Source organism: Denitrificimonas caeni DSM 24390, from assembly GCF_000421765.1.
GTDB classification, from domain to species: Bacteria; Pseudomonadota; Gammaproteobacteria; order Pseudomonadales; family Pseudomonadaceae; genus Denitrificimonas; species Denitrificimonas caeni.
In genome coordinates this window covers 107,766-133,076 of the sequence record NZ_ATXQ01000008.1, presented here as the reverse complement: position 1 = coordinate 133,076, position 25,311 = coordinate 107,766, and the positions used below count along the sequence as shown (strand labels likewise).

The 25,311-nt window shown below is 47.8% G+C and carries 26 protein-coding genes; 16 read left to right on the top strand and 10 right to left on the bottom strand.

Translation table 11 applies throughout. The annotated features are described in order from the left end of the window. Positions 1-99: 99 nt before the first annotated feature. Positions 100-1,029, bottom strand: a complete 930-nt coding sequence (locus H591_RS0111905; protein WP_022967190.1) for an electron transfer flavoprotein subunit alpha/FixB family protein — start codon at positions 1,027-1,029, stop codon at positions 100-102. Then, positions 1,029-1,778, bottom strand: a complete 750-nt coding sequence (locus H591_RS0111900) for an electron transfer flavoprotein subunit beta/FixA family protein (RefSeq protein WP_022967189.1) — start codon at positions 1,776-1,778, stop codon at positions 1,029-1,031. The genes H591_RS0111905 and H591_RS0111900 overlap by 1 nt, the downstream gene beginning before the upstream one ends. Before the next feature lie 328 nt (positions 1,779-2,106). On the opposite strand from H591_RS0111900, the gene H591_RS0111895 reads away from it, so the two are divergent. Both H591_RS0111895 and H591_RS0111890 read left to right on the top strand, forming a co-directional pair. Continuing rightward, the gene (locus H591_RS0111895; protein ID WP_022967188.1) at positions 2,107-3,762 is read left to right on the top strand and encodes an electron transfer flavoprotein-ubiquinone oxidoreductase; all 1,656 of its coding nucleotides are present in this window, start codon (positions 2,107-2,109) and stop codon (positions 3,760-3,762) included. 141 nt (positions 3,763-3,903) lie between these two features. Continuing rightward, positions 3,904-4,902 carry a sulfate ABC transporter substrate-binding protein gene (locus tag H591_RS0111890; RefSeq protein WP_022967187.1) on the top strand — a complete coding sequence of 333 codons (999 nt, stop codon included), beginning with the start codon at positions 3,904-3,906 and terminating at the stop codon, positions 4,900-4,902. A 482-nt stretch (positions 4,903-5,384) separates the two neighbouring features. On the opposite strand, the gene H591_RS0111885 is transcribed toward H591_RS0111890, so the two are convergent. Together H591_RS0111885 and fur are read right to left on the bottom strand one after the other, a co-directional pair. Beyond that, positions 5,385-8,105 carry a LuxR C-terminal-related transcriptional regulator gene (locus tag H591_RS0111885; protein WP_022967186.1) on the bottom strand — a complete coding sequence of 907 codons (2,721 nt, stop codon included), beginning with the start codon at positions 8,103-8,105 and terminating at the stop codon, positions 5,385-5,387. Positions 8,106-8,214: 109 nt separating this feature from the next. After that, positions 8,215-8,619: a ferric iron uptake transcriptional regulator gene (fur, locus tag H591_RS0111880; RefSeq protein ID WP_022967185.1), complete on the bottom strand. Its 405-nt coding sequence runs from the start codon at positions 8,617-8,619 to the stop codon at positions 8,215-8,217. 96 nt (positions 8,620-8,715) lie between these two features. Here fur and H591_RS0111875 point away from each other — a divergent pair, with 96 nt between their 5' ends. Next, complete coding sequence (locus tag H591_RS0111875; RefSeq protein WP_022967184.1) at positions 8,716-9,264, top strand: outer membrane protein assembly factor BamE; 549 nt, start codon at positions 8,716-8,718, stop codon at positions 9,262-9,264. Positions 9,265-9,291: 27 nt separating this feature from the next. Here H591_RS0111875 and H591_RS0111870 read toward each other — a convergent pair whose 3' ends face one another. Beyond that, entirely contained in the window at positions 9,292-9,609 is a 318-nt protein-coding gene (locus H591_RS0111870) for an RnfH family protein (protein WP_028244400.1), read from the bottom strand. Then, positions 9,602-10,036 (bottom strand): type II toxin-antitoxin system RatA family toxin, encoded by a 435-nt coding sequence (locus tag H591_RS0111865; RefSeq protein WP_022967182.1) that lies wholly within the window; start codon positions 10,034-10,036, stop codon positions 9,602-9,604. The genes H591_RS0111870 and H591_RS0111865 overlap by 8 nt, the downstream gene beginning before the upstream one ends. A gap of 237 nt (positions 10,037-10,273) precedes the next feature. On the opposite strand from H591_RS0111865, the gene smpB reads away from it, so the two are divergent. Beyond that, positions 10,274-10,756: an SsrA-binding protein SmpB gene (gene smpB, locus H591_RS0111855; RefSeq protein ID WP_022967180.1), complete on the top strand. Its 483-nt coding sequence runs from the start codon at positions 10,274-10,276 to the stop codon at positions 10,754-10,756. A 27-nt stretch (positions 10,757-10,783) separates the two neighbouring features. Here smpB and H591_RS0111850 read toward each other — a convergent pair whose 3' ends face one another. Further along, positions 10,784-11,251: a TlpA disulfide reductase family protein gene (locus H591_RS0111850; RefSeq protein WP_022967179.1), complete on the bottom strand. Its 468-nt coding sequence runs from the start codon at positions 11,249-11,251 to the stop codon at positions 10,784-10,786. A gap of 81 nt (positions 11,252-11,332) precedes the next feature. Between H591_RS0111850 and arsC the strand changes: the two genes are divergently transcribed. From arsC to H591_RS0111835, 3 genes are read left to right on the top strand one after another with little or no spacing between them, the layout of a single operon-like run. Next, entirely contained in the window at positions 11,333-11,686 is a 354-nt protein-coding gene (arsC, locus tag H591_RS0111845) for an arsenate reductase (glutaredoxin) (protein ID WP_022967178.1), read from the top strand. Continuing rightward, entirely contained in the window at positions 11,683-12,288 is a 606-nt protein-coding gene (gene wrbA / locus H591_RS0111840; protein ID WP_022967177.1) for an NAD(P)H:quinone oxidoreductase, read from the top strand. The genes arsC and wrbA overlap by 4 nt, the downstream gene beginning before the upstream one ends. Then, the gene (locus tag H591_RS0111835; protein ID WP_022967176.1) at positions 12,281-12,703 is read left to right on the top strand and encodes a DUF2069 domain-containing protein; all 423 of its coding nucleotides are present in this window, start codon (positions 12,281-12,283) and stop codon (positions 12,701-12,703) included. Before wrbA ends, H591_RS0111835 begins: the two co-directional genes overlap by 8 nt. A gap of 83 nt (positions 12,704-12,786) precedes the next feature. Here H591_RS0111835 and trxB read toward each other — a convergent pair whose 3' ends face one another. Beyond that, positions 12,787-13,731: a thioredoxin-disulfide reductase gene (trxB, locus tag H591_RS0111830; RefSeq protein WP_022967175.1), complete on the bottom strand. Its 945-nt coding sequence runs from the start codon at positions 13,729-13,731 to the stop codon at positions 12,787-12,789. A 187-nt stretch (positions 13,732-13,918) separates the two neighbouring features. On the opposite strand from trxB, the gene cysZ reads away from it, so the two are divergent. Beyond that, on the top strand, positions 13,919-14,662 hold the full coding sequence (gene cysZ / locus H591_RS0111825; RefSeq protein WP_022967174.1) for a sulfate transporter CysZ: 744 nt from the start codon (positions 13,919-13,921) through the stop codon (positions 14,660-14,662). A gap of 38 nt (positions 14,663-14,700) precedes the next feature. Here the strand turns inward: cysZ and H591_RS0111820 are convergent, their stop codons facing one another. Beyond that, complete coding sequence (locus H591_RS0111820; RefSeq protein ID WP_022967173.1) at positions 14,701-15,582, bottom strand: Dyp-type peroxidase; 882 nt, start codon at positions 15,580-15,582, stop codon at positions 14,701-14,703. Between the two features lie 85 nt (positions 15,583-15,667). On the opposite strand from H591_RS0111820, the gene H591_RS0111815 reads away from it, so the two are divergent. Both H591_RS0111815 and H591_RS0111810 read left to right on the top strand, forming a co-directional pair. Further along, on the top strand, positions 15,668-16,309 hold the full coding sequence (locus tag H591_RS0111815) for an MBL fold metallo-hydrolase (protein WP_022967172.1): 642 nt from the start codon (positions 15,668-15,670) through the stop codon (positions 16,307-16,309). Positions 16,310-16,391: 82 nt separating this feature from the next. Further along, entirely contained in the window at positions 16,392-17,084 is a 693-nt protein-coding gene (locus H591_RS0111810) for an OmpA family protein (protein WP_022967171.1), read from the top strand. A gap of 30 nt (positions 17,085-17,114) precedes the next feature. Here H591_RS0111810 and H591_RS15390 read toward each other — a convergent pair whose 3' ends face one another. Then, positions 17,115-17,423: a GIY-YIG nuclease family protein gene (locus H591_RS15390; protein WP_022967170.1), complete on the bottom strand. Its 309-nt coding sequence runs from the start codon at positions 17,421-17,423 to the stop codon at positions 17,115-17,117. A gap of 83 nt (positions 17,424-17,506) precedes the next feature. Here H591_RS15390 and H591_RS0111800 point away from each other — a divergent pair, with 83 nt between their 5' ends. The 6 genes from H591_RS0111800 (at position 17,507) to H591_RS0111775 (ending at position 25,261) form a co-directional block, all read left to right on the top strand. Then, positions 17,507-17,989 (top strand): asparaginase domain-containing protein, encoded by a 483-nt coding sequence (locus H591_RS0111800; protein WP_022967169.1) that lies wholly within the window; start codon positions 17,507-17,509, stop codon positions 17,987-17,989. 15 nt (positions 17,990-18,004) lie between these two features. After that, positions 18,005-18,664, top strand: coding sequence for an alpha/beta hydrolase (locus H591_RS0111795; protein WP_028244397.1), 660 nt, complete (start codon positions 18,005-18,007; stop codon positions 18,662-18,664). Between the two features lie 59 nt (positions 18,665-18,723). Beyond that, positions 18,724-20,622, top strand: coding sequence for an acyl-CoA synthetase (locus tag H591_RS0111790; protein WP_022967167.1), 1,899 nt, complete (start codon positions 18,724-18,726; stop codon positions 20,620-20,622). Between the two features lie 115 nt (positions 20,623-20,737). Next, on the top strand, positions 20,738-21,688 hold the full coding sequence (locus H591_RS0111785) for a GGDEF domain-containing protein (RefSeq protein ID WP_051145841.1): 951 nt from the start codon (positions 20,738-20,740) through the stop codon (positions 21,686-21,688). A gap of 70 nt (positions 21,689-21,758) precedes the next feature. Continuing rightward, complete coding sequence (gene rhlB, locus H591_RS0111780) at positions 21,759-23,174, top strand: ATP-dependent RNA helicase RhlB (protein ID WP_022967165.1); 1,416 nt, start codon at positions 21,759-21,761, stop codon at positions 23,172-23,174. Positions 23,175-23,383: 209 nt separating this feature from the next. After that, positions 23,384-25,261: a methyl-accepting chemotaxis protein gene (locus H591_RS0111775; RefSeq protein WP_028244395.1), complete on the top strand. Its 1,878-nt coding sequence runs from the start codon at positions 23,384-23,386 to the stop codon at positions 25,259-25,261. Positions 25,262-25,311 lie beyond the last annotated feature (50 nt).

Sequence of the window (25,311 nt, the reverse complement as noted above, 5' to 3'; positions counted from 1 at the left end):
GCGCGCTGTAGGCAGTAAACCAAGCCTAATCAACCAAACTTTGGATGCTTGCATAAAAAAACCCGCTCGAAAGCGGGTTCTTTTGTAGCAAAGCTAGCCTTACAGCGCAGCTTCTAACTCTGGGATAGCATCAAATAAATCAGCTACTAAACCATAGTCAGCCACTTGGAAAATCGGTGCATCTTCATCTTTGTTGATCGCAACGATCACTTTAGAATCTTTCATACCCGCCAAGTGTTGAATCGCACCGGAAATACCTACAGCAATGTACAAGTCTGGCGCAACAATTTTACCTGTTTGACCCACTTGCATATCGTTCGGTACAAAACCTGCGTCAACAGCAGCGCGTGAAGCACCCACTGCAGCGCCAAGCTTGTCAGCAACGCGGTTCAGCATGGCAAAGTTTTCGCCGTTCTGCATACCACGACCACCAGATACAACGACCTTAGCAGCAGTTAATTCAGGACGATCAGACTTCGCCAGCTCTTCACCAACAAAGGCTGAAATACCAGCATCGCTGCCAGCAGCAACTGCTTCAACAGTGGCTGAACCACCTTCTGCAGCGGCTGCATCAAAACCAGTACCACGCACGGTGATAACTTTAATTGCAGCGCTTGATTGCACAGTAGCAATTGCGTTACCCGCGTAGATTGGACGCTTAAAGGTATCAGCGCTTTCTACTGCGATAATTTCAGAGATCTGATCAACGTCTAACAACGCTGCCACGCGTGGCATGATGTTTTTGCCGTTTGTAGTCGCAGAAGCCAGGATATGGCTATAGCCCTTACCTACTTCAGCAATTAAAGGGGCAACGTTTTCAGGCAATTGATGAGCAAATGCAGCGTTGTCTGCTGACAATACTTTGCTTACGCCATCAATTTTTGCAGCAGCTTCAGCAACCGCAGCGGATCCAGCACCGGCAACCAGTACGTGAATTTCGCCACCAATAGCTTTGGCCGCCGAAACGGTGTTCAGGGTAGCAGCACCCAGAGCGACGTTAGTGTGTTCAGCAATAACCAAAATAGCCATTAGATTACTTTCGCCTCGTTTTTAAGTTTCTCAACCAATTCAGCCACGCTCTTCACTTTGATGCCAGCACTGCGTGTTGCCGGTGCTTCAACTTTCAAAGTAGTCACTGTGGATGCGGTAGAAACGCCTAAAGAATCTGGAGTGATAATTTCCAGCGGCTTTTTCTTAGCTTTCATGATGTTAGGCAAAGATGCATAACGTGGCTCATTCAAGCGCAAGTCAGTGGTAACAATTGCTGGCAGATTCAGCGCAACAGTTTGTAAACCACCATCGATCTCGCGAGTTACATTAACTTTATCGCCAGCGACTTCAACTTTAGAAGCAAAAGTACCCTGCGCATAACCTGTTAACGCACCCAACATTTGGCCGGTCTGATTGTTATCGCTATCAATGGCTTGTTTACCAAGCATAATCAACTGTGGCTGCTCTTGATCAACCACTGCTTTAAGCAATTTTGCAACAGTCAGTGAACGCAACTCATCATTGCACTCGACCAAAATTGCACGGTCAGCACCCAGAGCTAGCGCAGTACGCAATTGCTCTTGAGCAGCATTAGGGCCAATGGAGACTACAACTACTTCAGTTGCAATTCCTTTTTCCTTTAAGCGAATGGCTTCTTCAACACCAATTTCGCAGAAAGGGTTCATAGACATTTTAACGTTGGCGAGATCAACGCCAGAATTGTCCGCTTTAACGCGAACCTTGACGTTATAGTCTACCACTCGTTTGACAGCTACTAGAACCTTCATGGATTCCTCGTTATCTCGGGTGAATAAAAAATGTCGCCAAGACAAGCCTGGCCAGTGATGCGCTTGGTCGAATTAAAATAACCAATCCATCAGATAAGCACAAAACTTCTGCTATCTTGAACGTAAGACCTAAGTCGGTCAATACAACAATGCAGGCTTTCTGATCATCTTCGCATTGCATTCTAACAGGGTTTTTATAAATTCAAACGAGCGTTTGTATTGGAACACGGCGCAGTCATGGATATAATGAAAAAAATGCTCACAATTTCAGTGAGAGATCCAAGCCTTCCAAAATAAAATAATGTACAGCGTGATTAGGAGATAGCTTGTGGAACGCGAATTTATGGAATTCGATGTCGTCATCGTAGGTGCTGGTCCTTCAGGGCTTTCAGCCGCATGCCGACTCAAACAAAAGGCAGCAGAAGCCGGTCAAGAGATCAGCGTTTGTGTCGTCGAAAAGGGTTCCGAAGTCGGCGCCCACATTCTTTCTGGTGCTGTTTTTGAGACACGCGCACTCGACGAATTGTTTCCAAATTGGAAAGAACTCGGCGCGCCACTCAATACACCGGTTAAGCGTGATGACATTTATTTGCTGAAAAATGCCGATAAAGGACAAAAAATCCCTAACTTTTTTGTGCCCAAAACCATGCACAACGAAGGCAACTATATTATCTCTTTAGGTAATTTATGCCGTTGGTTAGCTCAACAAGCCGAAAACCTCGGTGTTGAAGTCTATCCAGGCTTTGTTGCACAAGAAGCGCTGATCAATGAAGCCGGTGCTGTCTACGGTATTTTGACCGGTGACATGGGTCTTGACCGCGAAGGCAATCCAAAAGACGGCATGTATACGCCAGGTATGGAATTGCGCGCAAAGTACACTTTATTTGCTGAAGGCTGCCGTGGCCACATTGGCAAGCAACTGCTTAAGCGCTACAACCTTGATAGCGAAGCTGATGCACAGCATTACGGCATCGGTATTAAAGAGATTTGGGACATTGATCCTGCTAAACACGAAGAAGGTTTAGTGCTGCACACTGCAGGCTGGCCTTTAGACAATGACAACCCAGGCGGTTCTTTCCTGTATCACACAGAAAACAACCAAGTGGCTGTTGGTATGATTATCGACCTGTCGTACAGCAACCCGCACTTGTCACCTTTCGATGAGTTCCAGCGTTACAAGCATCACCCAGTGATCAGCCAATACCTTGAAGGCGGTACCCGTGTTGCTTATGGTGCACGCGCACTGACTAAAGGTGGTCTGAACTCATTGCCGAAAATGGTCTTCCCAGGTGGCGCACTGATCGGCTGTGATTTAGGTACGCTTAACTTTGCCAAAATCAAAGGCAACCACACTGCGATGAAGTCTGGCATGTTGGCCGCAGAAGCCGCTGCTGATGCAATTTTGCAAGGCCGCGAAGGTGGCGACGAACTGACCGCGTATGTTGATGGATTTAAATCCAGCTGGTTGTACGAAGATTTATTCTGCAGCCGCAACTTTGGTCCTGCGATCCATAAGTTTGGTGCTGTATTAGGTGGTGCATTCAACTTTATCGACCAAAACATCTTTGGCGGTAAAATCCCGTTTACTCTGCACGACACAAAGCCTGACTACGCAACCTTAAAGCTTGCTTCCGAGGCGACGAAGATTGTTTATCCAAAGCCAGATGGCAAGTTAAGCTTTGATAAGCTCAGCTCAGTCTTCTTGTCCAACACCAACCACGAAGAAGTACAGCCTTGTCACCTAAAACTGACAGATGCCAGTATTCCAGTGGGGAAAAACTTACCTATGTATGACGAGCCAGCACAGCGTTATTGCCCAGCTGGTGTGTATGAAATCGTCACCCAAGAAAGCGGTGAGAAGAAATTCCAAATTAACGCGCAAAACTGTGTGCACTGCAAAACCTGTGACATTAAGGATCCTGCACAAAACATTACTTGGACCCCACCAGAAGGCACTGGCGGCCCGAACTATCCAAATATGTAATCCTGCATAACTCTAAAAAGCCCTCCTAGTGAGGGCTTTTTAATACCAAATAGAATATCAAAATTACTTTTAATTCTTTTACAGCATAACGATCCCCCTCTATAGTGATGACCTTCTGCTATTTTCCAAAGGAATCGCGATATGAAACGTTTGCTGGCTGCATCACTTCTTGCCTTGAGCTTTAGCGGTATGACTACCCTACAAGCGGCACCGCTGCTGAATGTCTCCTACGACGTGATGCGCGATTTCTACAAAGACTATAACGCCGCCTTCCAAAAGCACTGGCAAGAGCAAGGTAATAAAGCCACGCAGATTCAAATGTCACATGGCGGCTCAAGCAAGCAAGCGCGTTCAGTGATTGATGGCCTACCTGCCGATGTGATCACCATGAATATGGCCACCGATATCAATGCTTTGTATGAATACGGCAAGCTGATTCCAGAAAACTGGGCTGAGCGTTTACCTAACAACAGTGCCCCTTTCACTTCGGCAACTGTGCTGATTGTGCGCAAGGGCAATCCAAAAAATCTGCAGGACTGGCCTGATTTATTAAAAGACGGCGTGCAAGTGATTGTGCCTAACCCAAAAACCTCGGGTAATGGTCGTTACACTTACTTATCCGCTTGGGCTTATGTGCTGAAAAATGGCGGTAGCGAAGCAGAAGCGAAAGAGTTTGTTGGTAAGTTGTTTAAGCAAGCCCCTGTGCTTGATACCGGTGGCCGCGCAGCAACCAGCACTTTTATTCAAAACCAAATCGGTGATGTGCTAGTCACTTTTGAAAACGAAGCAGAGATGATCGCGCGTGAGTTCGGTCGTGGTGGCTTTGAAGTGGTTTACCCAAGTGTCAGCGCTGAAGCTGAGCCACCGGTGACAGTGGTTGATAAGGTTGTCGATCGCAAAGGTTCACGTGCAATTGCTGAGGCATACTTAAAGTACTTATGGTCAGATGAAGCGCAACGCATCGCTGCCAATAACTATTTACGTCCGCGCAATCAAGAGATTCTTGCTGAGTTTGCTGACCGCTTCCCTAAAGTCGACTTTATGCCAGTAGAAGCAACATTCGGTAGCTGGCCAGATATTCAAAAAACCCATTTTAATGATGGCGGAATTTTTGATCAGGTCTACGCAGACCAACAGTAATAATCTTTCCCCAAGCGAAGTCTGAATTAAAACGCAGGCTTCGCTTTTTTATTTCTGTTGATACGTGCTCAACTTCTGAAAAACTTGCGCATGCCGTACTTCGGGGAATGTGTTAATCCGTCAATGAACCCATCCAGGGTTCAACTCCGGCACTCGTCATCCCTGACTCGCTCACCACACCCACCCCGAAGCACTCGTTGATCATTTGCAGCGCTTGCTCTATTGCAGTTTCAATCAACTGTACAGATTTTCACTTATTGCAGAGCAACAGACCTAAATAAAACCACGCAGAATGATAACTTTTAAAAATTCGCACAAAACAATGACAAACAACATCACTGATCAATGAGTATCTTGTTGGTGTCGCGACCAGCGTAGTCATGGATGACGTAGCCCCGAATCGGGTCAGGATGACCCGTTGAGGGAACAGCGATACTAACAAGGTACGGCATGCGCAATTATTTACAGACTCTAGACTCCGATTAGCTCAGCACACCTAAAGCCTGCGCTCGTGCCACAGCCTGAGTACGGCGCTCAACACCAAGCTTAAGATTGATATTGCGCGCATGAGTTTTCACTGTATGCAGCGAAATAAACAACTTATCGCTGACTTCTTGATTAGAACAACCCTGCGCAATCAACTGTAAAACCGCAAGCTCTCTAGCACTTAACGCTTCATATTGCCCTAACAGCGCTGCACTCATATGACTCTCGATAGACTCTGGTAAAGCCATCAATAACTCACCAGCTACCTGGTCTGACGAGCGCAAGTTTAATTGCTGACGAAACCACTGCACATGCACAGCTATTAACGGCTGAAAAGCCAATACAGCACCACCTTGCGCCAAGCCCAATGCTTTCTGTAACTCATTCACAGCACGCACAGTCGCGCCCTGCTCCAATAAAATCACACACAAACGAACACGAGCCGTCTGCTCAATCACCACACAATCATACTGCTGCGCATAAGCAATCAATCCAGCTAAACGTTGCTCAGCAGACGCCACCTGCCCTGTCGCACATTCCAGCGCAGCCATCTGCAACTCAACATACAAAGCCAACTGCGGATGAAACTCCGAAGCCTTATCCATCTGCTGCACATTGTAGGTCGCCGATAATCGCTCAAGCCAAGGCTGCGCCAGTTCCAGCTGGCCTTGCTGCAGCCATAGCTCACATTTACTCAGCGTCAACATCGCCAAATAATAAATACTCGGTACATCCCAGGTATGCATGATGCGCTCAGCTTCGGCCAACTGCTCAAAAGCTTCAGCCTCACGCCCACTCATACCTTCTAAAACAGCCTGCATGCGGTAACCAATCAACAGACTGGCATCACGACACGCCTGCGCCTCACTGATCCCAGCACAAAGCTTAACGCGCGCCTCTTGGATTTGCCCGCGCATCCCCAACAAATAGCCTTCATACATCGTGAGTCGCGCACGCACGGCATAATCACGTTCACGCGGCAAATCAGCCAAGAGTTGCAAAGCCTCACGCACCATCGCCAAAGCCCGATGAATCTGCCCGCGCACCTGCAGCACGCGAGCGCGATCGTACAGAGCTAGCGCGCTATACAGTTTGCAACCCACACGCTGTGCCAACTCAACGTTATCGCGTGTCAGCTGACGGGCTTGCAGAATATCTCCACGCAAAATAGCAATATTGCCTAGAATCGATAAACAAATTTGCCGCTGCCCATGGCGCTCAACTGGTAAATTCAACACAGCATCACTGCAATACTGCCAAGCCAATTGCGCATCACCACGTCCGCGCGCGAGCAAGCCTTGCAGCGCCTGCCATTGCGCCAGTAGTCCTTGCTGCTCCTCTGGACTAGGTGCTGGCAAGAACTTAGCCAACTGCGTCAATAATTCATCAGCAGCATCCAGCTGACAAGCCAAACCTAAAGCCCAGCAATACAAAATAATTAGGCGCGGTGTACTGATTAATACAGTGTCCGGCAAATCCATTTTCCAACGCAGCAACATACTGATATTTTGTTCAGCGAGGATTAACTCTTCTGCCGAGCCCTGCACCAACTGCGCAGCAACCGTAGGCTGTTCAGCTAGCAAGGCGTACTCGACAGCCTCATTGAGCATTCCATGCTCGGCAAACCAGGCACTGGCGCGCGCGTGCAGTTGGCGTGTATCAGCAGAGCTATCCAGTTGCGCCCGCAATAAATCAGAAAATAAATGATGGTAGCGGTACCACACGCCTTGCTCATCTAATGGCACTAAAAAAACTTGATGAGCCAGCAGGTATTCGAGCATCTGCGCACTGTCGTTAGACTCGCGCAAGGCATCACACAAGCCAACATTAAAACGCTCAAGGGTTGCCGTAGTGGTTAAAAACCTTTTAATGGCTTCTGGCTGTTGCGCAATAATTTCTTCTAATAGGTATTCGCGAATTAAACCTTGCCCACCGTGCGGCCCAGTCAGTAAAGCATACTCATTATCGCCGCGACCACTAAGCGCCAGCAGCCACAGACGTAAACCTGCCACCCAACCTTCACTGCGTGACAAAATATTATCAATCACAGAAGTACTGAGCTGCGTATGCCCTTGCTCTATGAGCAAAGTTTGCAATTCTTCAGGCTTAAAACGTAAGTCCTGCTCACTGATTTCAAGAATCTGCTCAGATAAACGCCAGCGCGCCAAATGCCAATTGGGCCGCTGACGACTGGTGACTAACAAAAGTAATCCTGCAGGTAAGTGATTGAGCAAGTGCTGCACGTTGCGATCAAGCACCTCACTTTGCGCTAGGTGATAATCATCTAAAACCAGCAATAAAGGACTATTAGGATTTAAATCGCTACTGATCTCATCCAATGCATCATTGAGCCATGCGTCATAAGGAAAGGCTTGGTGACTTTGTCTGGTCTTCAAGATGGCCTGTGCTTGCTCTCCTGCATCAGGAAAAACACTATGAACGGCATTCAAAAAGCGTTCAAAAAATCGCCCAGGATCACTATCACGAGCACTCAACGGCAACCAAACACTGCGCCAATCCGTTGGCAATTGCTGACAAAACTCACTGATCAAGGCACTTTTACCAAATCCTGCCGGCGCGCAGACCAATATCAAACGCCCAAGTAAGCCCGTATTTAAATACTGGCACAAACGAGGTCGAGCGATATAACCAGCAGGCACAGGTGGTTGGTAAAAGTGTTCAGTAAAAGCTTGGCTAGAAACAGTGCGCTTAGGCAAAACAAAAACTCTAAGAGAATAGGGCCATCAATGGCATTGAAGCCACAGAGTCAGCCCTTAAAACAGTCATAGCTAACTGCTTCAAGGGCTGATCATCAAGGAAGCTGGATTAACTTTTCTTTTTTACATACAAGACTAAGTTATGGTCGACCATCTCATAGCCCATATCGGTGACAATTTTATGCTGACGCTTTTCAATCTCTTCATCATAAAATTCAAAAACCTCACCAGAATCAACACAGACGATATGATCATGATGTTCACCATCGTCCAACTCAAATACAGCATGACCACCATCAAAGTTATGACGAATGACCAACCCTGCCGCCTCAAACTGCGTCAAAACACGATAAACAGTGGCAAGACCGACATCTTCACCTGCATCCAGCAAAGTTTTATACACATCCTCTGCACTCATGTGGCGCGGCTCGCAGGACTCAAGGATTTGCATGATTTTAACTCGCGGTAAAGTGACCTTTAAACCCGCTTTACGTAGTTCAATATTCTCAGCCATAGTCGTTTTCTCATTTATGCGGTTTCGCTGAAGCACATAATACAGGTATGATCAGCGCATCAGTAACCTAGTCACGATAGTGGAAGTCCATCTGCAATGCAAAATAGCACACGTATTATCCGCAGCTTTACCCTCGCGAGCCTATTAGCAGTGCTCGTCGGATGCTCGTTTCCTGGCGTGCATAAAATCGATATTCAGCAAGGCAACGTCATTACTCAAGACATGGTCGATCAATTACGCCCAGGCATGACCACTCGCCAAGTCCGCTTTATTATGGGAACGCCGCTGATAACCGATACTTTTCACAGCAATCGTTGGGACTACTTATACAGTATCCAAACCGGTGGTGGTATACGTCAACAAGAACGTATCAGTCTAATATTTGACGATAACCAAGAGCTGCTTGGTTTAGCTGGCGACTTCTTTCCTGGCGTAAGCCGCGACCAAGCCTTACTTGGCCAACCAGAAACGACCAGTCAAAGTCAGGCTGATAATGCCGAAGTCAGCACTGGCACAGTCATCGACATGCCGATTGAAGTCCGCCAGCAGCCTGCACCAGGTTCGCTAGAAGAGCAGATCCAACAGGAAGTTGATGCGATTGAAGCCGCACCGATTCCACGCTCACGCCTCGAAGACGAAGAGTAAGCAGCAAGTTAAAGTCTAAGCAGAGGCCTATTCAGCAGCCTCTGCTTTAGCTTGTGCTGCTCGCGCGGCACGTTGCTTACGCACTTCTTTGGGGTCAGCCAGTAGCGGACGGTAAATTTCTACACGCTCACCATTGGCTAAAACATGCTCTTCAGGGCGAGCAATGCCTTTCCCAAAGATCCCTAGCGGACTCTGAGCTAAATCCAAATCATCAAAATCTGCAGTCAAACCTGAACGTAAGGCGGCTTCACGGGCGGTCGTGCCCTCTTCTACCTGCATCTGCACAATTTTCTGCTTATCCGCTAAGGCATAGGCTACTTCAACGTTAATCATTGATTTATCCATACAATTCTTTAGCTCGCTGACAAAATGCATCCACCATAGTGTTCGCCGCCTGAGTAAATAGCGGGCCTAAAGTGGCTTTAATAATAGGTCCGGCATAATCAAACTCTAAATCCAGACTGATTTTACAAGCTTTTTCACCTAGCGCTTTAAATTCCCAAGTGCCTTGCAACTGACTAAACGGGCCTTCTTCTAAAGCCATACTGATGCTTTGATTAGGCACTAGCGTGTTTTTAGTGACAAAGCGCTGCGATAACTTACCTTTCGCAATCATCAGTGCTGCACGCATAAAATCATCGCGCTGCTCTAGCACTTCGCTGGCAGAGCACCAAGGTAAAAACTGCGGGTAGCTGGGAACGTCATTAATCAGGGTATACAAAGCTGCAGCGCTGTAAGGCAGCAATGCAGAACGTTGAATGCGCGTGGCCATATAAACTCTTTACTCACCAATTAAAATGACTGATGCGTCTGCATGCTTGCACACCAAAAAACTGAAGCAAAAACAACTGCTGGTAAATTGCCGCAGCGCTAAAGCAAGCATTGTGTCTTTCTAAGCGCATCAGGGTGCCGGCTATTGTCGTGCATTCACGCCAGCGCCTCAAGCAAAGTTGAAGATTCCTTGCTCGCCTCTCGCCAGACGCTGCAGAACGTCTTATAATCGCAGGCTATGGCTAAACACAAAAAACAACCTCAAGGCACCATTGCGCTGAATAAAAAAGCGCTACACGATTACTTTGTTGAACAGCGCATGGAGGCAGGTATTGCTCTGGCGGGCTGGGAAATAAAAAGTTTACGTGCTGGCAAAGCACAATTGGTGGACAGTTACGTCTTACTTAAAGATGGCGAAGCATGGCTGATGGGCTGTCATATCAGCCCGCTGACGGCTGCCAGTACTCATGTAATTACTGACCCTACTCGCACCCGTAAGCTGCTGCTCAACCGTAATGAGCTGGATAAGTTATTTTCTGGTGTACAACAAAAAGGCTACACCTGCGTTGCCTTAGCCTTGTACTGGAAAAAACACTTGGTCAAATGCGAAATTGCCTTAGGTAAAGGTAAAAAAGAATACGACAAGCGTCACGTTGAAAAAGAACGTGATTCCAATCGGGAAATGCAACGCGCGTTACACGATCGCAAAAAAGCCGTTTAAACCGCTCCGTTCTACAAGGTCAGCGCACTACGGTGCTGACCATCCTGCCTCACGTAACGCCTCCACAATAGCCCGTTTCGTTTGCTCGCCACGCAACTGACTGACCAGCACACCTTGACGATCAACAATATAGGTCGCGGGCAAACCATGAGTTGCCGGTAATTTGAAGCGCGCTGCTGGGTCAATACTCAACACCGGAAACTCGATGCCAAGCTGCTGGCTATCAGCCAAGAGCTCCTCACCCTGCAGTTGATCATAATTAACGCCTAGCACCCGCACTCCTTGCTCATGCAATTGATGATGCAAGGCATTAAGCTCTGGCACTTCCTTACGGCACGGCGCACACCAGATTGCCCAATAGTTAATAACTAGCCACTGATCAGCCACTAAAGCTTCAGGAATAAGCACTCCATGTTGGTCCGTACCCAAGGGCTCTGCTTGCCCACAGGCACTGAGGATTAAAACCAAACCGATAATCAGATGTTTTTTTAACATTATCTTCTCTTCTACCCAGACATACCGCCCAAGCAACTTAGCCTGTTAGAATGTCGCATGCGTTTTTTTAGGGGAACTCTAATGACCGATATAACCTTGTACCATTATTCTCGCTGCAGCAAATCACGCGCGGCTTTAGCCCTGCTCGAAGAGCGCGGCATCAATGCCACTGTCGTGCACTATCTGGATACACCGCTGAATGCTCAACAACTCAGTAAGTTGTTAGAAAAACTCGGCCTTAGCGCTCGACAAATGATGCGCCAAGGTGAAGCAGTTTACAGCGAAATGAACTTAGATAATCCAGATTTAAGTGAAGCGCAGTTGATTGACGCCATGGTGCAAGCCCCTATTCTCATCGAGCGCCCCATTTTAGCAGTGGGTTCGCGCGCTGCAATTGGCCGCCCAATCGATAACCTGATTGAGTTACTGCCATGAGTACGCCTTATATTCTAGTGCTTTACTATAGCCGTCACGGTGCCACTGCAGACATGGCCCGGCATATTGCCCGAGGCATTGAAAAAGGCGGCATTGAAGCGCGTATTCGTACCGTACCGGCCGTCTCCACCGAGTGCGAAGCAGTAGCACCTGAGATCCCTGCAGAAGGCGCGATGTACGCCACCCTCGATGATCTTAAAAACTGTGCAGGTCTGGCCCTAGGCAGCCCAACACGCTTTGGCAACATGGCCGCAGCGATGAAGTACTTTTTGGATGGCACCAGCAGCCTCTGGCTGACCGGCGAACTGGTCAATAAGCCTGCTGGCGTTTTCACTTCCACCTCAAGTTTGCATGGCGGACAAGAAAGCACCCTGCTAAGTATGATGCTACCTTTGCTGCACCACGGCATGCTGATTTGTGGTCTGCCCTATAGCGAGCCGGCACTGCTCAACACCACCGCAGGTGGCACGCCTTACGGGCCAAGCCATGTTGCCGGCGCCGACAGTAAACGTGCGCTCGATCAGAATGAAATCAGTCTGTGCACCGCCTTAGGTTTACGCTTAGCGCAATTTGCCCAACAATTGGAGAAGCCTCGTGGCTAAAAAGAGTCCCAAACCACTGCCTGAGCTGAACTGGCTTGAGCCACGTTTACGCATCAGCCGTGCTATCAGTCTAGTCTCGCTAGCCGCATTAGCGGTGCTATTAGTTGCTTGGAATCTGGTGTTTACCTCACGGCACAACACCCCCGGCCTTGGTGCTTTCGCGATTATTTGCTTTGCCTTAATCCCGTTAATGATTGTTGCTCTAGGCATGCTTCTAGGCTCGGCAAAGACCCACATTTGGGCCTGCATTTTAATCAACATCTACTTTGTGCACGGCGTACTTGCCAGTTTCTCACCCGATAAAGCCTGGCTTGGCTATGCTGAGATTTTTTTAAGCGCCCTGCTGTTCTGTAGCGCGTTTATGCACACACTTTGGCAGTTTAAGTACAACCGCAAGCTGGCCGGTGAAGTTTAAACGGCTCTCATTTAGCTATAAAAAAAGCCGCTTTGCATGATGCAATAGCGGCTTTTTTTGTGGCGCGAGTAACAGGTTGCGACTTAACTCTCTAAGTATTTTTCCACATCCAATGCAGCCATACAGCCGGCACCCGCCGAGGTAATGGCTTGGCGATAGACATTATCTGCCACATCACCTGCAGCAAATACGCCAGCAATGCTGGTGGCCGTGGCATTGCCTTCGCGTCCACCATTGACCACCATGTAACCATCTTTAAGTTCAAGCTGACCTTCAAACAAACCGGTATTGGGCGTATGACCAATCGCTACAAATAAACCATCAACGGTTAACTCGCGCGTACTACCGTCATTGTTAAGCAAACGCACGCCGGTAACGCCCATCGCATTACCCAATACTTCATCCACTTGCGCATTCAGCGCCAGCTCAATTTTGCCTTCAGCCACGCGCGCATGCAGTTTATCTTGCAAGATTTTCTCGGAACGGAAGGTCTCGCGGCGGTGAACCAAGGTCACTTTACTGGCGATATTGGATAGATACAGCGCCTCTTCAACCGCAGTATTACCACCACCCACTACCGCTACTTCACGGTTACGGTAGAAAAAGCCATCACAGGTGGCGCAAGCAGATACGCCCTTACCCATAAACTCTTCTTCTGACGGCAAACCGAGATAGCGTGCGCTGGCACCGGTCGCGATAATTAACGCATCACAGGTATAAGTGCCGCTATCACCTATCAAAGTAAAAGGCTTACTTTGCAGTTGCGCGGTATGGATATGATCAAAAATAATCTCAGTCTCAAAACGCTCAGCATGTTCTTGCATGCGCTGCATCAAGGCAGGACCGGTTAAACCTTCTGGATCACCCGGCCAGTTGTCGACTTCCGTGGTGGTGGTCAACTGGCCACCCGCTTGCATTCCAGTAATCAGCAATGGTTTTAAATTCGCGCGCGCAGCGTACACTGCCGCACTGTAACCCGCAGGACCGGAACCAAGAATCAGCACACGTGAGTGACGAACTTCAGACATAAATAACTCCTAACAAAGGATCTAAGGGCAAAGAATGTGTCATAGATTACAATTTGCAGGTTCGCTAACCCAGCGCTAACCTTTAAAATATTGAATTAACGCAGATTACACTATTTCGCCACCGTTTGACTCTGCGCATCGTCTCTACAGCGACCATTTAGCGCACCAACTTGACAGGAAACACCTTATGCATGCTCAGCCTCTTGGCGGCCCACACTACTTAAAAGCTGGTTTCCAAATGATTATGCGCCCTGGTTTGCGCAAGTTCGTTTTATTACCACTGTCGATTAACATCGCCGTGTTCTTTGGCTTAATTTATTTTTCAGTGCAGCGCTTTAATGGTTGGGTCACGCAATTGATGCCGAATCTACCCAGCTGGCTATCCTTCTTGGATTACATTTTGTGGCCATTATTTGTGGTGTTGGTGCTGCTGATTATATTTTTCACCTTCACCACCATTGCCAACATCATTGCCTCGCCTTTTAACAGTTTTCTGGCCGAAAAAGTTGAAGTCATTGCTCGCGGTGAAGATCACTTTGCACCCTTTAGCTGGAACGAACTGCTGGCCATGGTGCCGCGCACCTTATGGCGTGAAATGCGCAAGCTGGGCTATTTCTTGCCGCGCGCCCTAGGCTTGCTGATTTTATCTTTTATTCCTGGGGTCAATATTATCGCCGCACCGCTATGGGTGTTGTTCAATATTTGGATGATGGCGGTGCAGTACATCGACTACCCAGCCGATAACAATAAAGTCAGCTGGCCGCTGATGCTCGAATGGCTGCAGGCTAAACGTTGGCTCAGCTTAGGTTTTGGCGGCATCACTTATCTTGCGCTGATGATTCCTTTCTTTAACTTGATCGCCATGCCAGCGGCGATTGCAGGGGCCACCCTACTTTGGGTGGACCACCGCAAACTCCCGCAGAAAATTTAAGACTTACAAACCCGTCTTACCACAAGGTAATGGCGGGTTTATAGCTCTGTTAATAACACCGTACTGAGTTTCAGTTGGCCTTGGTGAATCGGCGGGCACCAATAATAGCCACCAGTGGTTGGACGGCTAAAACGGAATAAACCATCAACAATACCGTCATCCAAACCCATCATGCGCTGCAATTGCATTTCAAAGAAATCCAAGGTTTTAGCAAAAGACAAAAACACCAAGCCGGCCTCATCACCATCGATATAGGGCATAGAACGGCGCACAACAAAGGCTTCTGGCTCAAAATCTTCCATGGCGGTGCGCTTGACATGGGCAGACTCAGGGGCATCGTCGATCTCTTCGTTATCACTTAGACGACGGCCAAAAATATGATCCTGTTCTTCTTGTGGCAACCCTTTGAAACTCTTTAAATCATGCACCCAGTGCTGTATTGCCGCATAACTGCCGCCCAACCCATCACTGTCAATCGCCGCATCCACCGCTGCCTGATCAACAGGGTTTTCCGTGCCATCTTCATAGCCGGTTAAATCATGGCCGGTCTTATAACGAAAGGACTCGGTGATCTGCACTACTTTTAGCGCCGGGGCTAAAGCAGCGATCAGCGCATCCGTGCGGTGTAGCAACTCGCCTCGGTCGTCCCCACGTAACCAACACCATAAAGCATGCTGTGTAGAGGGAATATCAATGCCTTCAGCGCTCATTGCCGGAAAGACGCGCAACTTGTCCAACTGCACATTCAGCGCCTGCAGCAGCGACTTACCAAAACCAATCACGGTGGCATCACCATCCACAATCAGCGCTAGGCGACGCAGTGCTGCGGCCAAGTGCTCTTTCGATTCCAGGGTAAAAAATAGATGACGGGCAAGTGGTGGAACGGGATCAGCAAGAATACCTGCCTGATACTTGATCATGTGTTGCTCCTTAGAAACCGACATTAAACGGGTAATACGTTAAACTGTAAAACAAATACAGAATGATAGTTTGGAGTGTAAACCATTGACCAGCCAGCCTGCATTGATCCGTGAAACCTTTCCTGTTGGCCCCTTGCAATGCAATTGCACAATTATCGGTGACCCCATCACCAAGAAAGCTTTAATTATTGATCCTGGCGGCGATCATCAGCTGATTTTACAACGCTTAGATGCCTTAGGTCTGCACGTGGTCAGTATTATTCATACCCATGCGCATCTTGATCATTTTTTAGCATCAGGTTTGATGAAGGAAAAAACCGGAGCAACTCTGCACCTGCACAAAGAAGATCAGTTTCTCTGGGACAACCTTGAAATGCAGTGCTCAATGTTTGGCATACCTTACACACCAGTACCTGCTCCCGATCACTGGCTCAGCGACGATGAAGAGTTGGCCTGCGGCTGCGGAGTTGCCCTGCATACCCCGGGGCATACGCCCGGTTCAATGAGCTTTTGGTTCCCGCAAGATAAATTACTGATTGCTGGCGATACATTATTTAAGAATGGGATCGGCCGTACCGATTTATGGGGCGGTGACTACGCCACGATTGAGCGCTCGATTCGTCAGCGCTTATACACTCTAGATGAGGAAGCTACAGTAGTTACCGGGCATGGTGCGGATACTGTCTTAATTGATGAAATGCGTAGCAATCCCTTTGTGCGTATTTAAGAACCTTTCCTAATAATGCTAGTCTAAACATCACTGGATATAACTAGCGTCCAACAACATAAAGCCGAATAAGGATTTCATCATGCTAAAACTATCGACATCTCGCACACTGATTGCGACCAGTATTTTTGCTTTACTGGCCGGTTGTGCCAGCAACAATCCCTATGACAACCAGCAAGGTCAGCAAGGTAGCACCAATAAAACTGCAATCTATGGCGGTTTAGGTGCACTTGGTGGCGCAGTTGTGGGTGCGGCAACCTCAAGTAAAAAAGACCGCGGTAAAGGTGCTTTGATTGGCGCAGCAGTCGCTGGCGCCGCTGGTGCAGGTTATGGCTACTATGCCGACAAACAAGAAGCTGAATTGCGTCGCAGCATGCAAGGCACGGGTATTGATGTTCAACGTGACGGTGACAACTTAACCTTAATCATGCCTGGCAACGTAACATTTGCCACCGACTCTGCAGCCATCTCCGGCAATTTTTACAGCACATTGAACAATCTTGCCCAGTCATTTAACCAATATGATCAAAATACCATTGAAATCATTGGTCACACTGACAGCACCGGCCCTTACCAGCACAACCTAACCTTGTCACAACGTCGTGCACAAAGTGTCGCTGACTATATGCGTAACCAAGGTGTTAGCGGTATGCGCATGAACGTCCGCGGTGTTGGCCCTGATCAGCCGATTGCTGATAACGGCACAGCACAAGGTCGTCAGCAAAACCGCCGCGTAGAGATCAATCTGCGTCCAATTCCTGGTGCTTACCAGTAACAGTAATCCCAAAGCCCCGTTCGACACACGCTAACGGGGCTTTATTTCGACCATTTCCCCACTTAACAACTGATTATGTTGCGCCAGCAGCAATTGCTCTTTTGCCTGTTTGGGCATACGTTTTATCGCTAACTCACGGCGCAACGCTGTAGATTTATCCGCGCACTCTTCGACATACACCAATGCCTGTGCCGGACTGGTAGCAAAAAACCGCGCGCCCTTCCCCGCACAATGCTGAGCAAAGCGCTTTTGCGCGTCCAAACTAATACCGCAATACAAAGCTTGGTTAGCAGTGCGCACTAAGTACACATACCAAGGCGGCGATAACGTTGTAATCATGTATTTCCTAGTCATTGCGTGGCTTTATTCAATGCATTCAGGCAATAATCCTGTGCAAATAGCTTTTAAGACGGATTACCTGCATGCACATTCATATTTTAACCACCGGTGGCACTTTCGATAAAATTTATCATGATGCTCTATCGGAGTTTACCATCGGCGAGCCTATGGCAACTGAGTTGCTACAAGAAGCTGGGGTAAATCTATCCTACAGCGTTGATAGCCTACTCAAAAAAGACAGTCTCGAGTTAACCAATGCCGATCGCGAGCTACTCTGCGAGCATGTTATTAACAGTCCGCACCAACACATTCTAATCATTCATGGCACTGATACCATGACATTAAGCGCACAACAGTTGGCTACCATCAGCAATAAAACCGTGGTATTTACTGGTGCAATGCAACCTGCACGTATGCGTAAAACCGATGCGCCGTTTAATTTAGGTTTTGCTATTGGCGCGTTGCAATGCTTAGACTCAGGTATCTACATTGCCATGAACGGGCAAATATTTAACGCTAATAATGTCCAAAAAAACCGCCACATGGGCCGTTTCGAAACACTTTAAGAAGAGTGACTCATGATCAAAAATGCATTAATTGTTGAATCTTTACAGCCAGCCGACGCCTGTGTCATTTGGCTACATGGCTTAGGTGCTGATCGCAGCGACTTTGAGCCCGTGGCACGCATGTTACAGCCGCAACTGCCGAGCACCCGCTTTATTTTACCGCAAGCGCCCACCCAAGCTGTAACCATTAACAGCGGTTACGCGATGCCAAGTTGGTACGACATTTTGTCGATTAGCCCGGGTAAGCGTGCGATTAACAGCGAGCAACTGGAAACATCAGCACAACAACTCATCGCGCTGATGGAGCAACAGCGTGACAGCGGCATTAGCCCAGCGCGCTTGTTCTTAGCAGGATTCTCACAAGGCGGCGCGGTAGTTTTACATACAGCTTTTTTACGCTGGAATGATGTTCTAGGGGGTGTGTTAGCGCTGTCTACTTACGCTCCAACTTTTGAGCAAGTGACTGCACTCAACCCATTGCAGGCACGCACAGCAACACTGTGTATGCATGGTCGTAATGATCCTGTTGTGCCATTTTTTATGGGTCAAGCAGCGCAACAACAACTGCAGAACTGGGGTGTTCCAGTGACATGGCATGACTATCCAATGGAGCATGAAGTTTGCCAACAGCAAATTGCTGATATCGGCAATTGGCTGAGCAAACAACTGACGTGAAGGCAATACACTGACTCGGCCTTCTAAGAAGTGTAATAAATAACAATAAAGGGCATATTATGAGCACGTTGGCACACACGATCCGTTCTTTGGCAGATATTCAGTTGATCGAACAGACACCTCTGGCAGAGCGTGATCTACCCATCAGCACTTATGAACTCATCGGACGCAGTGCCCAGCGTGCCCCAAATGACCCTGCGCTAACTTTCTTATTACAAGCCAGCGATGACGAGCAGCCTCTAACGCTCAGTTACGCTGAACTGTTTGGCAAAATCACCCAAACCGCGAATGCTTTTCATCGCCTCGGCTTGAGTAAAGATCGCGCTGTATCGTTTTTACTGCCTAATTTGCCACACACCCACTACACAATTTGGGGTGGTGAAGCGGCAGGCATTGTTAACGCGATCAATCCGCTGCTCGATGCTGAGCACATCCTCGAACTGATTAAGGCATCACAATCAGAAGTCCTCGTCACTCTAGCGCCTTTTCCTGGCACAGAACTGTGGGATAAAGTTGCAACGCTGCGCGAACAACTCAGTCATTTAAAAGCCATTATCGTGGTGGATTTGGCTAACTTTTTACCTGAACCTCAGCAAACCGCGATTAAAGCCATGCGCGGACCGTTACCTGATGGGGTCTTAGAGTTTGATGCTCTGATTGCAGACTGCCCTGCTGATCATCTAGAAAACCAACGCGTTTTTCACCCCGATGATATCGCCAGTTACTTCCATACAGGCGGCACCACCGGCACGCCAAAACTTGCTCCACATAGCCATCATAATGAAGTAGTGATGGCCTACAGCATGTCGTTGGTCACCAGTTTTAATGAGCAGGATACCGCCTTGTGCGGCTTACCTTTATTTCACGTCAACGCTGTCATTGTCACCGGCTTAACGCCTTTTTTAACCGGCTCTCAGGTCTTGCTGGCCACGCCACAAGGTTATCGCACGCCTGCATTGATAAAAAACTTCTGGAAGATCGTTGAGCGTCATAAAGTCTCATTTTTCAGCGGCGTACCCACTATTTATGCCGCACTGCTTGAAATACCTAGCCAAGATTATGATTTGTCCAGCCTTAAATACGCATTATGCGGCGCAGCGCCGATGCCAGTTGAGTTAATTCGTCAGTTTGAGCAACGTTCAGGCGTACGCTTAATTGAAGGCTACGGCCTCACCGAAGGCACCTGCGGTAGCTGCGCCAATCCTGCAGATGGCGAAATGCGCCCCGGCTCAATCGGCTTACGCATGCCTTACTGCGAAGTCGAAATTAAAATTTTCGACGACGAAAGCCAATTTGTACGCAATGCTGGCAATAACGAAGTGGGACAACTGTGCATTCGTGGCCCCAGCGTCTTTAAAGGCTACTTAAAAGCTGAGAACAACCAGGGCATTTGGGTTGATGGCGACTGGTTCAATACAGGTGATTTAGGCCGTCAAGATGCCGATGGTTATTTCTGGCTCACCGGACGCAGCAAAGACTTAATTATCCGTGGCGGTCACAATATTGACCCGCAAGTGATCGAAGAAGCGATGCATAAACACCCTGCCGTCGCGATGGCCGCAGCTGTTGGCAAGCCTGATGAACGGGTCGGCGAATTACCTGCTGTTTACATCCAGCTCAAGCCAGGCCACAGCGTCAGTATTAATGAGTTATTACAGCATGCTCAGCAAAGCATCAGTGAGCGCGCGGCTATTCCTAAAGACATCTGGCTGATCGAGCAGATCCCAGTCACCGCAGTTGGTAAAACCTTCAAGCCAGAGTTACGTTTAGATGCGATGCGTCGCACCTTGCTTGAACGCTTAGAAGATTTGGCTAAAACCCTGCAAGTTGATGTGCGCTCAGACTCTCAATACGGCATGCATGCTGACATCCAAGCTATACATCCTGTCGAGAAGTGGATTAGTGTTGCAGAACAGCGTTTAAGTTTGTTTAAGCTGAGTTACAACCTTTTTTGTTAAAACACATAAGCTTTTAATCATATATTTAAATCTTCAAACAGCTCTGCAAGCTATAGCCTAATAAGCAGCTCCGTGCTATAGATAAAAGGTAGGGAAACTTTAACGAGACCTTGTTATGAAGACGCCTAGCTTTTCTCATTTGGTATCGCTGTTTAGCGCTTGCCCGCTATTCCAGCAGGTTGACGCTGAGAAAATGCAAAGAATTTTAGAGCTTTTCAGTTGCCATCCTTTAGAAAAAGACAGCTTACTACTCACCCCAGAACATCCCAATGATTATTTATATTTAATTATTGAAGGGCAACTCAGCGTGCATCTAAGCTCCACTGATACCCCGCCAGTAGGTTTTATTAATATCGGTGAATATACAGGTGAAGTGAGTTTTCTTGATCACCAACACCCCAGTGCTCTTGTCGTAGCGAGTCAACCCAGCATGGTGATGCGATTACACCGTCGTTATTTATCGCAAATTTATGCGATAACGCCAGTCATCCAACACAATTTGCTCACTGCGTTATGCGGTCGTATTCGTTCCGGTAACAACTCTCTTGTTTTCAGTGAACACAATGCGCACATTGATAGCTTAACCAAGCTGCCTAACCGCCGCTGGCTGGACTATGCATTCCAAAGAGAGCGACAAAACAGTACTAACAACAAGCAGCCACTGTGCATGATTATGCTCGATGTTGACCACTTTAAAGATTATAACGACCAACACGGCCATCTAGCCGGTGACGCTGTACTGCAGTTTATTTCTGAGCAGTTACGCGAGCAACTACGCCCGCACGACAGCCTTGCACGCTTTGGTGGCGAAGAGTTTGTCATTTTACTGCCTAATTTATCACTGTTTGAAGCCTCGCAAGTCGCTGAGCGCCTAAGGTCCTGCCTCGCGACACTAAGCCATATACCTAGCAGCCAGCCGCCCTTGCCTAGCGTGACTATTTCACTAGGGGTTGCAGAGTTTTCCCCTGAAGACGAACTAACCTGTCTTCTACATAAAGCCGACATAGCGCTCTATCAAGCCAAACAACAAGGACGTAATCGAGCCTGTGTTTTCAATCCGTCGTGAAACAGTTTCTCCAAAGTGCTGCTATGCCTTACACTACTGCTAATTTATGGACTACTTATAAGAGAATGCCGTGCTCAAAGCACTTAAGAATATTTTTAAAAAAGATGCGCCAGCAACTTCTGCGCCAACTGAGACTGTTAATACGCCTCCTAGTGTGACAGCAACGCCAGAGAAGGCAGCATCCGCAGCCCAGCAACCAAAAAACCCAGAGAGCAAAGCTGCAACTAAAAAACCACGCAGTCGCCCAGCTAGGCCCACTGAGCCGCAAAAACCTTGGTCGCTCAGCGATTTCGTTGTCGAGCCAGCTGAAGGCAAAACCCGCTTTCATGACTTTGCCCTGGCACCCGAGCTGATGCATGCTATTCAAGACTTAGGCTTCCCCTACTGCACACCGATTCAAGCACAAGTACTGGGCCATACACTCGCAGGTAAAGATGCGATTGGCCGCGCGCAAACGGGGACTGGCAAAACTGCTGCGTTTCTAATTTCTATTATCAGCCAACTCACCCAGACACGCCCACCCGATGAGCGTTACATGGGTGAGCCACGTGCGCTGATTATCGCGCCAACCCGTGAACTGGTTGTACAGATTGCTAATGATGCGGTCGCGCTGACCAAATACACTAACCTCAATGTAATGAGTTTTGTGGGTGGCATGGATTTTGATAAGCAACGCAAGCTATTGGAATCACGTCACTGCGATATTTTAGTTGCCACGCCTGGACGCTTATTGGACTTTAATCAGCGCGGTGAAGTACACCTCGATATGGTTGAAGTGTTGGTACTAGACGAAGCTGACCGCATGCTGGACATGGGCTTTATTCCGCAAGTGCGGCAGATCATTCGCCAAACACCGCATAAAGAAGAACGTCAAACCTTACTGTTCTCTGCGACCTTCACTGAAGACGTGATGAACCTGTCCAAACAGTGGACCACAGACCCTGCGATTGTTGAAATTGAGCCAGAAAACGTGGCCAATGATTCAGTTGAACAGCATGTCTTTGCAGTGGCTGGTAGCGATAAGTACAAACTGCTGTACAACCTGATTAAGAATAATAACTGGCCGCGCGTCATCGTCTTTGCTAATCGTAAAGATGAAGTGCGCCGCATTGAAGAGCGCCTCACCCGTGATGGCATCAGCGCGGCACAGATGTCCGGTGATGTTGCACAATACAAACGGATCAAAGTGCTCGAAGACTTCCGCGCTGGCCGCGTACGTGTACTGGTTGCCACCGATGTTGCCGGTCGTGGCATTCATGTCGACGACATCAGCCACGTGGTCAACTTTACCCTGCCAGAAGATCCAGACGATTATGTACATCGCATTGGCCGTACGGGGCGCGCTGGCACCACAGGTGTGTCCATCAGCTTTGCCGGTGAAGATGATTCTTATGCACTGCCGCCCATTGAGGCTTTGCTGGGTCATAAGATCCAGTGCGAAACACCCACTGAAGACTTATTAGTGGACCCACCGAAAAGCCGCTAATTTTTAATGCACAGACCCTACACTGTAAGCACTATTTCTTAATGTGCTTACAGTGGTTTAACAAGCATCTACACAGTGAAGCGATCACTTCAAATTCAAGCCTTATGCGCTCTTGCCGATAGTTTAAATACTTGACCTTAATTTACAACACTACTGATTTAACCTTGGCGCGCACCTTGCCCCGTTTAATTTTACTGGAAGCATTAGCAATGATAAAAAACATGAAATTCAGCCACAAAATTCTTCTGGCAGCTTCTCTCGTGGTGCTAGCTGCTTTCTCTTTGTTTGCTTTGTATAACGACTATTTGCAACGCAATGCAATTAAAGAAGATCTAGAAAACTACCTGCATGAAATTGGAGGTTTAGCGTCCAGCAATATTGAGCACTGGCTATCAGGTCGCATTTTGTTACTAGAGAGCACTGCTCAATCTATTGTCAATGGCAGCGAGCACCAACAAGTTGTCAACTTAATTGAACAAAAAGCACTAGCCAATACTTTTTTATACACTTATTTAGGCACAAGTGACGGACAATTCATTTCGCGTCCAAAAGATACTATTCCAGATGATTATGATCCTCGCAGCCGTCCTTGGTATACAGCGGCAAGCAGTGCAAACACCTCAACTCTGACAGAGCCTTATCTCGATGTGTCAATCAACAAGTTAGTCGTTACGATTGCAACTCCTGCACAAAATATCGGTGTAGTCGGCGGTGATTTAAGTCTTGAAGTTTTAACTCAGATACTCGACAACTTAAAAATTGACGGTATGGGCTATGCATTTCTAGTCAGTTCAGATGGCAAGATTTTGGTCCACCCGGACAAAAGTGCAGTCAACAAGTCCATTAAAGAGCTCTATCCACAAAACACACCTACAATTAACAACTCCTTTAGTGAAGCAACACTTAACGGCGCTACACAAATACTTACTTTCGCTCCTATTGAAGGTCTTCCTTCAGTGAAATGGTATGTCGGCTTAGCCGTCGATAAAGATCAAGCCTATGAAATGCTCAGCGATTTTCGTACATCCGCTATCATTGCAACAATCATTGCAGTTGGAATAATTATTGCCTTACTCGGTATGCTCATCCGCATTCTTATGCAGCCGCTGCATACTACTGGTCGTGCGATGCAAGATATCGCACGTGGCGAAGGTGATTTAACCAAGCGTTTACAGATCGAATCAAATGATGAGATTGGTCAACTGGCGGCGTCTTTCAACCAATTTGTTGAGCGCATTCATAGCTCCATAAGTGAAGTGTCATCAGCTACAGCATTGGTTAATGAGGTGGCTAAACTGGTCGTTAACGCATCCAACGCCTCAATGCTTAACTCTGATGAGCAGGCCAGCCGTACTAACAGTGTTGCCGCAGCGATTAATGAACTTGGTGCAGCCACCCAAGAAATTGCGCGCAACGCCGCAGATGCATCAAACTACGCTTCTTCCGCTCGATTAAAAGCCGAAGATGGACGTCAAGTGCTGGGGAAAACCATTACAGCAATGAACGCGTTATCTGAGCAAATTCGTGGTTCGTGCAGCAATATCGAAATATTGAATAGTAAAACAGTAGATATTGGTCAGATCCTTGAAGTGATTCAAAGCATCTCACAGCAGACGAACTTACTCGCTCTAAACGCTGCCATTGAAGCGGCTCGCGCTGGCGAAGCAGGCCGTGGTTTTGCTGTGGTCGCTGACGAAGTACGTAATCTTGCGCACCGCACGCAAACATCAGCACAAGAAATTCAGCAAATGATTGAAGAGTTGCAAGTCGGCTCACGTGACGCAGTGACCACTATGACCGAAAGTCAGCGCCACAGTGAAGACAGCGTTATTATCGCCAATCAAGCAGGTGAGAGTCTCGGTATCGTCACCGAGCAGATCGGTGAGATTGATGGTATGAACCAATCTGTGGCAACTGCAACTGAAGAACAAACCTCAGTGGTTGAATCAATCAATATGGATATCACTGAAATCAACACCTTAAATCAAGAAGGGGTTGAAAACCTGCAAGCTACTTTACGTGCGTGCGACGATCTCGAACAACAAGCGACACGCTTGAAAGTGTTGGTTGATAGCTTCCGCATCTAACAAATATGCAATTAAAAAAGCCAGACTCCGTTAAGGATCTGGCTTTTTTG

What these genes read in the sequence shown, in the direction of transcription:
- H591_RS0111850 (WP_022967179.1), bottom strand. Translation starts at nt 11,251, where the DNA reads ATGTTAAAAAAACATCTGATTATCGGTTTGGTTTTAATCCTCAGTGCC.
- H591_RS0111790 (WP_022967167.1), top strand. Translation starts at nt 18,724, where the DNA reads ATGAGCACGTTGGCACACACGATCCGTTCTTTGGCAGATATTCAGTTG.
- H591_RS0111875 (WP_022967184.1), top strand. Translation starts at nt 8,716, where the DNA reads ATGCAAAATAGCACACGTATTATCCGCAGCTTTACCCTCGCGAGCCTA.
- trxB (WP_022967175.1), bottom strand. Translation starts at nt 13,731, where the DNA reads ATGTCTGAAGTTCGTCACTCACGTGTGCTGATTCTTGGTTCCGGTCCT.
- H591_RS0111905 (WP_022967190.1), bottom strand. Translation starts at nt 1,029, where the DNA reads ATGGCTATTTTGGTTATTGCTGAACACACTAACGTCGCTCTGGGTGCT.
- arsC (WP_022967178.1), top strand. Translation starts at nt 11,333, where the DNA reads ATGACCGATATAACCTTGTACCATTATTCTCGCTGCAGCAAATCACGC.
- H591_RS0111785 (WP_051145841.1), top strand. Translation starts at nt 20,738, where the DNA reads ATGAAGACGCCTAGCTTTTCTCATTTGGTATCGCTGTTTAGCGCTTGC.
- H591_RS0111890 (WP_022967187.1), top strand. Translation starts at nt 3,904, where the DNA reads ATGAAACGTTTGCTGGCTGCATCACTTCTTGCCTTGAGCTTTAGCGGT.
- H591_RS0111810 (WP_022967171.1), top strand. Translation starts at nt 16,392, where the DNA reads ATGCTAAAACTATCGACATCTCGCACACTGATTGCGACCAGTATTTTT.
- smpB (WP_022967180.1), top strand. Translation starts at nt 10,274, where the DNA reads ATGGCTAAACACAAAAAACAACCTCAAGGCACCATTGCGCTGAATAAA.
- cysZ (WP_022967174.1), top strand. Translation starts at nt 13,919, where the DNA reads ATGCATGCTCAGCCTCTTGGCGGCCCACACTACTTAAAAGCTGGTTTC.
- H591_RS0111820 (WP_022967173.1), bottom strand. Translation starts at nt 15,582, where the DNA reads ATGATCAAGTATCAGGCAGGTATTCTTGCTGATCCCGTTCCACCACTT.
- H591_RS0111865 (WP_022967182.1), bottom strand. Translation starts at nt 10,036, where the DNA reads ATGGCCACGCGCATTCAACGTTCTGCATTGCTGCCTTACAGCGCTGCA.
- H591_RS0111900 (WP_022967189.1), bottom strand. Translation starts at nt 1,778, where the DNA reads ATGAAGGTTCTAGTAGCTGTCAAACGAGTGGTAGACTATAACGTCAAG.
- H591_RS15390 (WP_022967170.1), bottom strand. Translation starts at nt 17,423, where the DNA reads ATGATTACAACGTTATCGCCGCCTTGGTATGTGTACTTAGTGCGCACT.
- H591_RS0111870 (WP_028244400.1), bottom strand. Translation starts at nt 9,609, where the DNA reads ATGGATAAATCAATGATTAACGTTGAAGTAGCCTATGCCTTAGCGGAT.
- fur (WP_022967185.1), bottom strand. Translation starts at nt 8,619, where the DNA reads ATGGCTGAGAATATTGAACTACGTAAAGCGGGTTTAAAGGTCACTTTA.
- H591_RS0111775 (WP_028244395.1), top strand. Translation starts at nt 23,384, where the DNA reads ATGATAAAAAACATGAAATTCAGCCACAAAATTCTTCTGGCAGCTTCT.
- wrbA (WP_022967177.1), top strand. Translation starts at nt 11,683, where the DNA reads ATGAGTACGCCTTATATTCTAGTGCTTTACTATAGCCGTCACGGTGCC.
- H591_RS0111800 (WP_022967169.1), top strand. Translation starts at nt 17,507, where the DNA reads ATGCACATTCATATTTTAACCACCGGTGGCACTTTCGATAAAATTTAT.